The following is a 12,106-nucleotide window of genomic DNA, read 5'->3' as shown; positions in this document are numbered from 1 at the left end:
ATTCCTTCGTCTTCGAACTGCGGGACGATGAAATCCTGTCAGAGAGACAGCAGCATCCTGGTGTTGCCCAGTGTGTTGGGCTTCACATAGCTGAGGTCGAGGAACTCCGCGACACCGGTGTCGTAGGACCTGCACATCTCGGCGTACACCTCCGCGGTGACCGGCGTGCCGTCGATCTCGACGAACCCGTGCCGGGCGAAGAAGTCGATCTCGAAGGTCAGGACGAACAGACGCTGCAACGACAGTTCGCGGGCGACCTGCACGAGCTTGTCGACGATCAGGTGGCCCGCACCGTGTCCCTTGGCCGACGGGTCGACCGCGACGGTGCGTACTTCGCCGAGATCGGCCCACAACACGTGCAACGCGCCGCAGCCGATGACCGTGCCCGCGCGTTCCGCGACCCAGAATTCCTGGACCGCCTCGTACAGGGTCACCAGGTTCTTCTCGAGGAGAATCTTGCCCGCGTAGATGTCGATCAGTCGTTTGACCTCCGGGATGTCGGACGTCCGTGCTCGTCGAATCACCAGATCGTCGCCTCCGTGGGAAGACTGTGCGGTGTTCGAGGCTGGGTCCGAGGAGGTGTCGAGATCGTCTCGACTCGCCCGGTTCGGCGCAGAAGTCATGTGGTGAACAGTAGCCAACAGGTGAGCAGATATTCTTCTGGTGTGTCCGTCTCCGAACTCGCCGTCGCACTACCGGGACACCTGTGCCGACACGTACTCCGACAGCACGCACTTCGACAGCACGCACTTCGACGGATCGGTACGGCATGACCGAACGCGTACCACCGACGCCGCAGTTGCCGCACGGCAATTCTGCGACCGGCAGTACCGAGGTCGTCCCGATCCTCAACATCGCCAACGTCCTCACTGTTCTCCGCATCGCGCTCGTCCCTGTGTTCCTCGTCGTGCTGTTCGCCGGCGACGGTCACGACACGACGTGGCGAATCGCGGCAACCGTCGTGTTCGCCGTGGCTGCCATCACCGATCGAATCGACGGCCAGCTGGCGCGCAAGTACGGACTGGTGACCGATTTCGGCAAGATGGCTGATCCCATCGCGGACAAAGCCCTCATCGGTGCGGCCCTCGTCGGGCTCTCGATTCTGGGAGACCTGCCCTGGTGGGTGACCATCGTGATCGCGGCCCGCGAAATCGGGATCACGCTCGTACGGTTCATCGTGATCCGTCACGGCGTGATACCGGCGGGGCGGGGAGGCAAGATCAAGACCCTGGTGCAGAGCTTCGCGATCGGGTTCTATCTGTTCCCTCTCCCGGATGACGTGCGCTTCGTGTCGGTGACACTGATGGGCGCCGCCGTCGTGCTCACCGTGTACACGGGCCTCGATTACATCGTCCAGGCAATCAGGCTCAGGCGAGGCGTCACCTCGTGACCGACCCCCTGAGCCGGGCTGACGAAGCCCGCGCTCGAAATACGGTCCGAAAAGGTGTGTCGTCGGTGCTTCGACGGGTAATCGAGAACACGGCCGTATAGGGTCGGGAACCAATCGAGCACGGTCCTTCGTTGTAGCTGAAGATGAACGCCCCGTACGTACAGATGAACAAAAACCGCAGATGACGAAGAACCACAGATGACGAAGAACCACAGATGACGAAGAACCACAGATGACGAAGAACGAGGAGGAGCGAGATGGCGCTGCTATTGCGTGAAGCACTCGGCGACAGTCTGCGGCGCACTCGCGTTGCGCAAAGCCGGACCCTGCGCGAGGTCTCCAACACCGCACGGGTGAGCCTCGGTTACCTCTCCGAGGTCGAACGCGGCCGCAAGGAAGCGTCGAGTGAACTGCTCAACGCGATCTGCGACGCGTTGGCCGTCCCCCTCGCCGACGTCATGAGCGACGTCAGCGAGTCGCTGTCGGAATCGACGCTTGCTGCCCGTGCCGCCGATGCGGATGCTGCCGTGGGGGTGGATGCGGCAGGCGTGGACGCCGCGTCACCTCGGATTGCCGACGACACTCGCGTTGTCATTCCTGCGCCCGCGCGTGCTCTTGCCGCTGCCTGAACGGCAGACATGAGGCTTGGTACCGCTAGGGTGGAATCGACACTCACGACAAACCGACCAGACCAGTATTCTCGTGTCACTGGCAGTTCTTCGACGGTCGCTGTACACCTCAGCTGACCCCCTATGCGCGAACCCGGCGCTCGATATGGAGGCAGGATCAACCCATGGCTAATCCTTTCGTCAAGGCCTGGAAGTACATGATGGCCCTCTTCAACTCCAAGATCGACGAGAAGGCCGACCCCAAGGTTCAGATTCAGCAGGCCATCGAGGACGCGCAGCGGCAGCACCAGGCGCTGTCCCAGCAGGCTGCGTCGGTGATCGGCAACCAGCGTCAGCTGGAGATGAAGCTGAGCCGTCAGCTCGACGAGGTAGAGAAGCTGAACGCGAACGCCCGTCAGGCTGTCACGTTGGCAGATCAGGCCGCGGCAGCCGGCGACGTGGACAAGGCAACGCAGTACACCAACGCCGCCGAAGCGTTCGCCGCACAGCTCGTCACGGCCGAGCAGGGCGTCGAGGACCTCAAGGTCCTGCACGATCAGTCGCTGCAGGCAGCGTCGCAGGCCAAGAAGGCCGTCGAGCAGAACGCGATGGCGCTGCAAGCCAAGGTCGCCGAGCGCACCAAGCTTCTCAGCCAGCTCGAACAGGCCAAGATGCAGGAGAAGGTCAGCGAATCGCTGCGCTCCATGGACAGCACGCTGTCGGCGCCGGGCAACACCCCCAGCCTCGATGCGGTCCGCGACAAGATCGAGCGTCGCTACGCAGATGCACTCGGTTCCGCCGAGCTTGCACAGAACTCGGTGTCCGGTCGGATGATGGAGGTCCAGCAGGCGTCGGTGCAGATGGCCGGACACAGCCGTCTGGAGCAGATCCGCGCATCCATGGCGGGGGATTCCCTTCCTTCCGGCAATTCCGCAGCGGCGCCCAAGCCGTCGATCCAGAAGGCTCCGAACGCCACCCCCGAGCCCCCGGCACAGAACCAGTAGCTCGTGACGAACGAACAGCATGGCCGGTCACGAAAGTGGTCGGCCATGCCCGTGTCCGAGTCCGTCTCGATGGTGCGTGCCGCCACCGACACGGCTCGACGGTCCGTCGAGTCCGCCGTCGACGCGGTCGGTCGATGGAACGATCCCCGGCAGAAACATCTCCGACGGATCAAGCGAGCTCGTCGGCGGGGCACGTGGTTGGGTAGCGCGTCCGGTGTGTCCGCCGCATCGACCGCGGGTCTGGCCGTTGCCTCGGCTCCCGAGTGGACATTGCTCGCCGGCGGAGGTGGCGCGGCCGTCCTCGCCGTCCCGGCGGTGTTGGCGTTCGGTCGTTACCGGCGTCTACGCGCGCAGCCCCTTCCAGCAGCGCGCCCTGGCAGAGCGACGCTGCCGCCCAAGTCGTCCGCGTCCTACGAACCCGTGCGCAGGCTCGTGGGCGCTCAGAACAGCTTGTACGAGCTGGTGGGGATTCTCACTCGGTCCGAGTTCGTCGACTCGGCAGAGGTATCCGACATCACGGACGTCGCCGACGCCGCCGCCCGTACGCTGCGCGACATGGCTGCGGACATCTCGTCGTTGGAACGTGCGGCGGAGGGAAGCGCCCGAGCTGCCTCGCACCTGTCGCCCACCATTTCGTCGGCCGCAGTCGAGTTGGACAAGGGCGTCGACCAATTCGAGGACCTCGTCGCCGCAGCCGCACGTCTGACGAGCCCGGGCGGCCTGCCCGGCAGTGCGGTGGAACTACGCAAAGCCGAGTTGTTGTCTGCCACCGATCGTCTCGAGGGGTGGGCCAGCGCGCTCGCAGAACTGGCAGCGATCAGAGGCCGGCACTCCTGAGGCTTCCGCGCCCTCGGGTGCGCGTTCCGAGACTTAAGGGTATTCCCCCATCTTTCCCTGAACTCCCTGCTGGAGTGGTGTTTTCGCGTCCACGGCATGCCAGGATCGGAAGCACACCAAGGAAAGGGAATCACATGTTCTGGAAAGTTCTCGGCATCATCGTCCTGGTCTGGCTCGCGTTCGCCGTTCTCGGCACGGTGATCAAGGGCTTGTTCTGGGTGGCGGTGACAGCGGCAATCGTGTTCGGCATCTACTGGTTGGTCAAGGCGATCACCGCGGGCGATCAGCGCGATCTGACCAAGCTGTAGTTCCCACGAGGGCGGTGACGGCTCCGGGGATCGAGTCGATCTGCACCGGCAACGGAGTGAACCTCTCCCCGTCGGCGTACGCGACCATCCCGGGAGCGCTGAGGCGGACCCGGGCCGCGCGGTGGGTCTCGACATCGGGAAGGTCGACGTGCGTGCCCTTGTACAACGTGGGGGAGAGGCGGACCAACCGACTGCGGCTGGAGGCTCTGACGATGGTCACGTCGAACAGTCCGTCGTCGGCGACGGCGCCGGGACAGATCGCCATACCGCCCCCGTAGGACGGGCCGTTACCGACCGTCACCAGCGTCGCATCGATGTCCGACGAGTGTCCGTCGAGCTCGACCGAGTACCTGATGGTCCGAAACCGGCTCAATTCCAGCAGCATTGCGATGTTGTACTTCGACGGGCCGGACGGCCACTTCATCCCGTTGGCGCGTTCGGTGACCAGACTGTCGAATCCGCTCGACAGGACGGTCGCGAACCATCTGTTGCCCACCCGCCCGAGGTCGAGCGATCGGCGTCGATCGTCGATGACGATGTCCGCCGCCGCCACCGGGTCGTCCAGCGGGATTCCGACGAGGCGAGCGAAGTCGTTGCCCGTCCCGGCAGGGGCGACAGCCAGCGGGGTCGTGGTCGTGGCGACTGCTTGCAGAGCGAGGTTGACCAGTCCGTCGCCCCCGACGGCCACGAGACAGTCGGTCCCGGTGCGGACCGCTCTTTTGGCCTGATCGAGTGCTTCGCCCGGAGTTCTGCCCTCGATGGTGACGACGTCGACGCCTCGCTCGCGTAATCGTGCAACGACGGCGGTGGACACGCGGACTCCGCGCCCACGGCCTGCAGTGGGGTTCGTCAGAACCGTGACAGTCACGGAATCAGTTTGCCAGGATTCAGAATTCCCGCGGGATCGACGGCGACCTTCACTGCTCGAAGGACAGCAGACCCGACAGGTCCGATCTCGTCGGGCATCCATGATCGGTGGTCGCGGCCCACGGCGTGATGGTGTGTGACGGTCGCTCCACTGTTGACGATGGCTGCCGTCGCTGCACGCTTCGCCGTAGTCCACTGAGCCGTCGCATCGGGTGCTGCCGCGCAGACCACCGTGACGTACAGCGACGCACCGGTGGCGTACACGTGCGACACATGACACATCACGATCGGAGGAGTGCCGAGCCCGGTGAGCGCCTCGACGAGAGCGGTGGTGACCCGGGCGCGAACCGCGCTCAGATTCGACCAGCTCGTCGCTGTCTCGAGAGTCTCGGCCAGAGCGCCCGCGTCGAGCAGCGCGTCACGCAGATAGGGCGAATCGAAACGTTTCGCTTCCCATCGCCTGGCACCCTCGGGGTCCGTCACACGTCCGCCGGCGGCGATCACCACCACGTCTGCGGCCGCGGCAGCGTCGATCGCGGCGGCTGTGCCGTCGGGGCAGTCGAACGTCGCCACGGCGGTGCACCCGCCCTGCTCTGCGTCCTGCCCGGCCCGTCCCGCCAGCGCGGCGTCGATGGCGGATTCGGCTTCGTCGGACAGCCTCACGACCGTCGGTCTGCCCGGTGCCACCGACAGCTGCCGCAGTGCCTCGAGACCGGAGGCGAAGTCCGGAAAATGCCAGCACCGATACTCGGTGTACCGAGGGATCGGCCGCACTCGTACGGTCACCGACGTCACGATTCCCAGAGTGCCCTCGGAACCGAGGAAGATCTGCCGCAGGTCCGGTCCCGCCGCCGACGCAGGCGCTCGTCCGCAGACGGTCGTGCCGACGGGGGTGACGACGGTCATCGCCTCGACCATGTCGTCGAAACGACCGTATCCCGAGGACGACTGGCCCGACGACCGCGTCGCGGCGAATCCTCCGATGCTGGCGAAGGCGAACGACTGCGGGAAATGACCGAGGGTCAGGCCGTGACGGCCGAGCATCTCCTCGGCTTCCGGGCCGGTGACTCCCGCCAGCAACGTTGCGGTGCGAGATTCGACGTCGAGATGGGTCAGTGCGTCGAGTCGACGTGTGCTGACCGTGACCACGGTGTCGAACCATTCGCGGACCGGGTCGACTCCGCCGACGACGCTGGTGCCACCGCCGAACGGAACGACGGCGATCGCGAAGTCGCTGCAGTACCGGAGGAGGGATTCCACCTGCTGCGTATCCGCGGGGAAGAGGACTGCGTCCGGGGCGTGCTGCACCCCGCCGCGGCGCCGGGCCAGCAGATCGGTCGTGCTCTTGCCGCCGAGATACCGAAGTCGAACATCGTCGTCGGTGGAAATGTATGCGACACCGACGATGTCCTCGAAACCGCGGCGTCGGTCGTCGGTCAGGCGCGACCGAGTCAGCCGCACCGGAGCAACCTCCCGATCGGGCCGATCCGGTGCGGGGGAGATGCCCAGCGCGGACTGCAGCAGGTCTCGAACCTCGGACGGCAGAACGCGCTTGTTCTCAGCGGTTCCCCACGCATCCCAGACCATCGTCGAGGGCGACGCGCCGGGCAGCTCCACCGGGGGATGTTCCTGCATGATCTATAGTGTTACACAGCTTGCATATTTGTAACCCGGTCTCGGTTTTCAGTTCTCGAGGCCACCGAGCGAGGTGCCGACAGTGAGTGACCAGTCCGTTGCAGGCTCGTCTGCCGTGAAGGATTCGTCCTCCGTCGAAGATCAGGTGCTCGACGCGGCGCGTTCCTGCATCCTCGAACACGGTGTCCGGCGCACCACTCTCGCCGAGATCGCTCGACGTGCCGGGGTCAGCCGGCCGACGGTCTACCGGCGCTGGGCGGACACACGGGCCGTCGTGTCGTCGTTGCTGACGCGTGAGATCGGTTCGGTCATGCCGTCGTTCGATCTCGACGCTCCTGTCCGACCACAGGTGTCCTCCGCCGCACGCGATGTGGCGGACAAGGTGCGTTCACATCCGCTGTTCGTCAAGATCATCGAGTCCGACTCGGACATCCTGTCCACCTACATCCTCCACCGGCTCGGCACCAGTCAGTCGCTGATCATCGACGCGCTCGCACCCGTCGTGGCTGCAGGGCAACGGGACTCGTCGATCCGCCCAGGAAACACGATTCATCTGGCGACCGTCGTTCTTCTCATGGTCCAGTCCGCAGTTCAATCGGCGAACATGGTCGCGCAGCGCATTCCCGGTGACGAGTTGATCGCGGAAGTCTCCTACGCCGTCGACGCGTACCTCAGCCCGGCTGGTCCGTGAGACCCTCCGGCAGTTCGGCCCCTTCCAGCAGTTCGGCCCCCTCCGGCAGTTCGGCGCTGAACGGCGCTCGACGTGAACGCGATCTCGAAAAGCTCTGGGACGGTGACGTTGTCGATGTTCTGGTCGTGGGTGGCGGCGTCACCGGTGCAGGCGTTGCGCTCGACGCGGCGTCGCGCGGGCTGAGCGTTGCTCTCGTCGAGAAGCACGATCTGGCGTTCGGGACGAGCCGGTGGAGTTCCAAACTGGTCCACGGCGGCCTGCGGTATCTAGCGTCGGGCCACGTCGGGATCGCCCACGAGAGTGCGGTGGAGCGCGGGATCCTGATGACCCGTACAGCGCCGCATCTGGTTCGGCGCCTCCCGACGATCATTCCGTTGCACGAGTCGGTCTCTCGGGTCGATGCCGTCGTGATCAGGGCTGGGCAGGCCGCAGGAGATGCACTCAGAGCGGCCGCCGGGACGCCCGCGGCGTTGCTGCCACGCGCAGATCTGATCGGAGCAGGCAGCGTGGTCGACGCCGCGCCCACTGTTCGGCGTCGCGGACTGCGCGGCGGCGCACGATCCTGGGACGGGCAGTTGGTCGACGACGCCCGACTCGTCGTGGCCGTTGCGCGTACAGCCGCGTCGTACGGGGCCTCCGTCCTGACCGGACTCGGCGCATCCGACGTGGACCGAACGTCGGCTCGGATCACCGATACCGAGTCCGGAGAGAGTACTCGCATCAGGGCGCGGATCGTCGTCAACTCCGCAGGGGTGTGGGCTGGTGAGATCGACTCCCGAATCACCCTGCGTCCCAGCCGCGGGACGCACCTGGTCTTCGACGATTCGACGTTCGGCGGGCTGAACTGTTCGCTCACCATCCCGATACCCGGTGAGCGCAACCGCTTCGTGTTCGCACTTCCAGCGCCGCTCGGCCGCGTGTACGTCGGATTGACCGACGAGGCGACCTCGGGCCCGGTACCGGATGTCCCCGTCGCCTCGGACACGGAGGTGGACTTCCTGCTCGCAGTTCTCGGCACCGTCGTCGACCCGGCGCCGACGCGCGCCGACGTCATCGGATCCTTCGCCGGGCTGCGTCCGCTGCTGGCCTCGGGTGACGGCGCTTCGGCCGACCTGTCCCGTCGGCACGCCGTGCTCGACGACGGTGCCGGACCCGTCGGTGTGGTCGGCGGCAAGCTGACGACGTACCGGTTGATGGCCGAGCAGGCCGTCGACGTGGTGGCGACGGCTCTCGGTGAGACGCTCGGACCTTCGCGCACGGCATCGATTCCGCTCGTGGGGGCCGCGACGCAGCAGACCCTCGATGCCATCGACGCCCCGGTGTCCGTGGTCCGGCGGTTCGGTGCCGACGCCATGCTCGTTCGAGCGCTCGCGGACCGGATGCCTGGTGGGTGGGCACCGGTAGCGGAGGGGATCGACATCTGTGAGGCGGAGTTGGCCTTCTCGGTGCAGTACGAGGGTGCTCGGTCCGTGGGCGATCTCCTCGACCGACGCACGAGGATCGGGCTGGTGGACGTCGATCGGGCGCGAGCCGTGGACTCCGCGGAGCGAGCGCTCGAGCAGTTCCTGCACACGCGTCGGTGAACATCTGTGGCACGCTGAACCTGTGCGCGTAGCGGTAGTGGCAGGCCCCGACCCAGGCCATGCTTTTCCTGCGATAGCTCTGTGCCTGAAGTTCGTCGAGGCGGGGGACGAGCCGGTGTTGTTCACCGGTTCCAGGTGGATCGACGGTGCGCGGGCAGCCGGAGTGGACACCCGGTTGCTCGAGGGTCTCGCTCCGCGGCCCGAGGACGACGACATGGACGCGGGCCAGCGAATTCACTCGCGCGCCGCATTCGTCGCGACGGAGTTTCTTCCGGATCTTCGGTCTGTATCGGCCGATCTCGTCGTCTCCGACATACTGACTGCCGGAGGCGGTATGGCGGCCGAGAAACTCGGTGTTCCCTGGGTGGAGCTCTCACCTCACCCGCTGTACTCGCCGTCGAAAGGGTTGCCGCCCATCGGAAGTGGTCTCGCGTGTGGCGTCGGATTCCGCGGTAGGCTTCGCGATCGGATGATGCGCGCCGCGACCGGACGGTCGATCGCACAAGGCCGAGCGCAGCGCAGTGCGGCTCGGGTCGGTATCGGACTTCCCGCGGAGGATCCGGGGCCGAAGGCCAGACTGATCGCCACGATCCCCGCTCTCGAAGTCCCGAGGCCGGATTGGCCGTCGGAGGCGCATGTCGTGGGCCCTTTGCACTGGGAGCCGACCAACGAGGTTCTCGAACCTCCGCCCGGCGACGGTCCGGTCGTGATGGTGGCGCCGTCGACGGCGTTCACCGGAGCGGTGGGAATGCTCGAGATGACGTTGGAAGGAATGCAGGGCAGCGGTACTCGCGTGGTGGCGTCGATACTCGACGACCCTCCGTCGTCGTTGCCGACGTGGGCCGTAGCTGGTCTCGGGCGTCAGGACGCGCTGTTGCGCGCCGCCGACGTCGTGGTGTGCGGTAGTGGGCACGGTCTCCTGTCGAAGGCTCTGATCCACGGTGTTCCGGTGGTCGCGGTCCCGGGCGGCGGGGATCAATGGGAGCTGGCTAACCGCGCCGAGCGTCAGGGAAGCGCCATCGTGGTTCGTCCGCCGACCCCGGAGTCGATCGGATCCGCCGTGCGGGCAGTGTTGGGGGGCCCGTCCTACGCCCGCGCTGCTGCTGACGCTGCGGCAGGCGCGCACGACGTCGACGATGCGGTCGAGGTGTGCCGCGCTGCTCTCGCCTGACACGGTTTCGGTACGGTTGTGCGGTGCGATTGACTGAATTCCGTGAACTGCTCGTCGAGGAGTTCGGCCAGATTCGGGGTGACTCGATCCTGGTCGATCACGTCATCACCGGAATCGACGGGCTCACCGGCGCCGAGGCGATAGAGGCCGGGGTCGATCCGCGTGAGGTCTGGCGCGCTTTGTGCAAGGAGTTCGACGTGCCGCGTAGTCGCTGGTGACAATTCTCGGCCTTTCCGCGTGTCGGATGACGCAATCGAACACGTGTTCGCCTATGCTGGGTGTCATTCGGTTGGGCTCGTCGAGTGCGGCTGGATCGAACCTGTCGGTGGGTGGCTCTACGGTTACCGACAACACGCTGAACTACGAACCACGCTGACAGACCGCACCGATACAGACCACACGGATACAGACCACTCAAGGAGATCACGATGCCTGCATACGATCGCGACAAAGCGCTCGATCTCGCACTAGCGCAGATCGACAAGAACTTCGGCAAGGGATCGGTGATGCGGCTCGGTGACGAGGTTCGTCAGCCGATCGCCGTCATTCCCACCGGGTCGATCGCCCTGGACGTAGCGCTCGGTATCGGTGGACTGCCGCGTGGCCGAGTCGTCGAGATCTACGGCCCGGAGTCCTCGGGTAAGACCACCGTTGCACTGCACGCAGTTGCCAACGCGCAGCGCAACGGCGGTATCGCCGCGTTCATCGACGCCGAGCACGCGCTGGACCCGGACTACGCACAGAAGCTGGGCGTCGACACCGACGCACTGTTGGTCTCGCAGCCGGACACCGGTGAGCAGGCGCTCGAAATCGCGGACATGCTGATCCGCTCGGGTGCGCTCGACATTCTGGTCATCGACTCGGTCGCTGCGCTCGTGCCGCGCGCCGAGATCGAAGGCGAAATGGGAGACAGTCACGTCGGTCTCCAGGCTCGCCTCATGAGCCAGGCGCTGCGAAAGATGACCGGTGCGCTCAGCAATTCCGGCACCACGGCCATCTTCATCAACCAGTTGCGCGAGAAGATCGGCGTCATGTTCGGTTCCCCGGAGACAACCACCGGCGGTAAGGCACTCAAGTTCTACTCGTCCGTTCGCCTCGATGTTCGCCGTATCGAGACGTTGAAGGACGGCACCGACGCAGTCGGCAACCGCACACGTGTGAAGATCGTGAAGAACAAGGTTGCGCCTCCGTTCAAGCAGGCAGAGTTCGACATTCTGTACGGCAAGGGCATCAGCCGTGAAGGCTCGCTCATCGACATGGGCGTCGAGCACGGATTCATTCGCAAGTCGGGCTCCTGGTTCACCTACGACGGCGATCAGCTCGGGCAGGGCAAGGAAAATGCTCGTAAGTTCATGCTCGAGAACCCGGACATCCGCGACGAAATCGAGAAGAAGATCATGGAGAAGCTGCAGATCGGGGCCGACGTCACGGCCACCGACGAAGCCGCGCCCGTCGAGTTCTAAGTCTGGGTAGTTGTCGGTGGATTCAGGCGAAGGTGGTGGCACCGAAGCGCAGGCGCAGGATGTCTGCCTTCGGCTGCTGACCGACCGAGCACGCAGCAGGCATGAACTCGAAACGCGTTTGGCGAAGAAGGGATTCACCCCCGCTGTCGCAACCGCGGTGCTGGACAGGCTGACCACAGCAAAATTGGTCGACGATGCAGCGTTCGCGGAGCAGTGGGTGCATTCCCGGCACACGTATTCCGGCAAAGGCAAACACGTCCTGAGTCGGGAACTGCGCACCAAGGGCGTCAGCGACGACCTCGCTCGCATCGCACTCGATCAGATCGATGTCGAAGACGAGCGCGAGCGCGCCAGTGAACTGGTACGGAAGAAGTGTCGGACCATGTCTCTCCCGGAGCCGGGGAGTCCCGATGCGCGGTCCGAGCGAGACAAGGTGGTGCGCAGACTCGTTGGAATGCTCGCGCGTCGCGGCTACTCGCAGGGAATGGCATTTGCAGTCGTGAAGGAACAGCTCGACCGTCTGGGAGCCGAAACCGAAGACTTCGACGG

At 65.4% G+C, this 12,106-nt stretch carries 14 protein-coding genes; 11 read left to right on the top strand and 3 right to left on the bottom strand.

Annotation, left to right across the window (positions count from 1 at the left end):
- Positions 1–38: 38 nt before the first annotated feature.
- A complete protein-coding gene (locus tag BH95_RS06375) occupies positions 39–623 on the bottom strand; it encodes an amino-acid N-acetyltransferase (RefSeq protein WP_020110219.1) in 585 nt (194 codons plus the stop codon).
- Between the two features lie 146 nt (positions 624–769).
- Between BH95_RS06375 and pgsA the strand changes: the two genes are divergently transcribed.
- From pgsA to BH95_RS29010, 5 genes are all read left to right on the top strand, one after another.
- Positions 770–1,390, top strand: coding sequence for a CDP-diacylglycerol--glycerol-3-phosphate 3-phosphatidyltransferase (pgsA, locus tag BH95_RS06370; RefSeq protein WP_019664122.1), 621 nt, complete (start codon positions 770–772; stop codon positions 1,388–1,390).
- A gap of 257 nt (positions 1,391–1,647) precedes the next feature.
- The gene (locus BH95_RS06365) at positions 1,648–2,019 is read left to right on the top strand and encodes a helix-turn-helix domain-containing protein (protein WP_037181408.1); all 372 of its coding nucleotides are present in this window, start codon (positions 1,648–1,650) and stop codon (positions 2,017–2,019) included.
- A gap of 164 nt (positions 2,020–2,183) precedes the next feature.
- Complete coding sequence (locus BH95_RS06360) at positions 2,184–3,002, top strand: PspA/IM30 family protein (RefSeq protein WP_019664120.1); 819 nt, start codon at positions 2,184–2,186, stop codon at positions 3,000–3,002.
- Positions 3,003–3,047: 45 nt separating this feature from the next.
- Positions 3,048–3,839 (top strand): phage shock envelope stress response protein PspM, encoded by a 792-nt coding sequence (pspM, locus tag BH95_RS06355; protein ID WP_052059972.1) that lies wholly within the window; start codon positions 3,048–3,050, stop codon positions 3,837–3,839.
- A gap of 134 nt (positions 3,840–3,973) precedes the next feature.
- Entirely contained in the window at positions 3,974–4,147 is a 174-nt protein-coding gene (locus BH95_RS29010; protein ID WP_037181405.1) for a hypothetical protein, read from the top strand.
- Here the strand turns inward: BH95_RS29010 and BH95_RS06345 are convergent.
- Positions 4,110–5,015 (bottom strand): diacylglycerol kinase, encoded by a 906-nt coding sequence (locus BH95_RS06345; RefSeq protein ID WP_167336896.1) that lies wholly within the window; start codon positions 5,013–5,015, stop codon positions 4,110–4,112. The genes BH95_RS29010 and BH95_RS06345 overlap by 38 nt on opposite strands.
- The gene (locus BH95_RS06340) at positions 5,012–6,601 is read right to left on the bottom strand and encodes an FAD-binding oxidoreductase (protein ID WP_037181400.1); all 1,590 of its coding nucleotides are present in this window, start codon (positions 6,599–6,601) and stop codon (positions 5,012–5,014) included. The genes BH95_RS06345 and BH95_RS06340 overlap by 4 nt, the downstream gene beginning before the upstream one ends.
- Before the next feature lie 130 nt (positions 6,602–6,731).
- Between BH95_RS06340 and BH95_RS06335 the strand changes: the two genes are divergently transcribed.
- From BH95_RS06335 to BH95_RS28185, 6 genes are all read left to right on the top strand, one after another.
- On the top strand, positions 6,732–7,340 hold the full coding sequence (locus BH95_RS06335) for a TetR/AcrR family transcriptional regulator (protein WP_020110215.1): 609 nt from the start codon (positions 6,732–6,734) through the stop codon (positions 7,338–7,340).
- Entirely contained in the window at positions 7,337–8,923 is a 1,587-nt protein-coding gene (locus BH95_RS06330; protein WP_037181397.1) for a glycerol-3-phosphate dehydrogenase/oxidase, read from the top strand. Before BH95_RS06335 ends, BH95_RS06330 begins: the two co-directional genes overlap by 4 nt.
- A 22-nt stretch (positions 8,924–8,945) precedes the next feature.
- The gene (locus BH95_RS06325) at positions 8,946–10,094 is read left to right on the top strand and encodes a glycosyltransferase (RefSeq protein WP_026347609.1); all 1,149 of its coding nucleotides are present in this window, start codon (positions 8,946–8,948) and stop codon (positions 10,092–10,094) included.
- Positions 10,095–10,117: 23 nt separating this feature from the next.
- Positions 10,118–10,312: a DUF3046 domain-containing protein gene (locus tag BH95_RS06320; RefSeq protein ID WP_019664112.1), complete on the top strand. Its 195-nt coding sequence runs from the start codon at positions 10,118–10,120 to the stop codon at positions 10,310–10,312.
- A gap of 210 nt (positions 10,313–10,522) precedes the next feature.
- Positions 10,523–11,557, top strand: a complete 1,035-nt coding sequence (gene recA / locus BH95_RS06315; protein WP_019664110.1) for a recombinase RecA — start codon at positions 10,523–10,525, stop codon at positions 11,555–11,557.
- Between the two features lie 16 nt (positions 11,558–11,573).
- Positions 11,574–12,106 (top strand): regulatory protein RecX (locus tag BH95_RS28185; RefSeq protein WP_080737986.1); only part of this gene is annotated, 533 nt, incomplete at its 3' end.

It is taken from the genome of Rhodococcoides fascians A44A, from assembly GCF_000760735.1.
Classification (GTDB): domain Bacteria; phylum Actinomycetota; class Actinomycetes; order Mycobacteriales; family Mycobacteriaceae; genus Rhodococcoides; species Rhodococcoides fascians_E.
This window is presented reverse-complemented; position numbering and strand designations above follow the sequence as displayed.

What these genes read in the sequence shown, in the direction of transcription:
- BH95_RS06375 (WP_020110219.1), bottom strand. Translation starts at nt 623, where the DNA reads ATGACTTCTGCGCCGAACCGGGCGAGTCGAGACGATCTCGACACCTCC.
- BH95_RS06365 (WP_037181408.1), top strand. Translation starts at nt 1,648, where the DNA reads ATGGCGCTGCTATTGCGTGAAGCACTCGGCGACAGTCTGCGGCGCACT.
- BH95_RS06360 (WP_019664120.1), top strand. Translation starts at nt 2,184, where the DNA reads ATGGCTAATCCTTTCGTCAAGGCCTGGAAGTACATGATGGCCCTCTTC.
- recA (WP_019664110.1), top strand. Translation starts at nt 10,523, where the DNA reads ATGCCTGCATACGATCGCGACAAAGCGCTCGATCTCGCACTAGCGCAG.
- BH95_RS29010 (WP_037181405.1), top strand. Translation starts at nt 3,974, where the DNA reads ATGTTCTGGAAAGTTCTCGGCATCATCGTCCTGGTCTGGCTCGCGTTC.
- pspM (WP_052059972.1), top strand. Translation starts at nt 3,048, where the DNA reads ATGCCCGTGTCCGAGTCCGTCTCGATGGTGCGTGCCGCCACCGACACG.
- pgsA (WP_019664122.1), top strand. Translation starts at nt 770, where the DNA reads ATGACCGAACGCGTACCACCGACGCCGCAGTTGCCGCACGGCAATTCT.
- BH95_RS06340 (WP_037181400.1), bottom strand. Translation starts at nt 6,601, where the DNA reads ATGGTCTGGGATGCGTGGGGAACCGCTGAGAACAAGCGCGTTCTGCCG.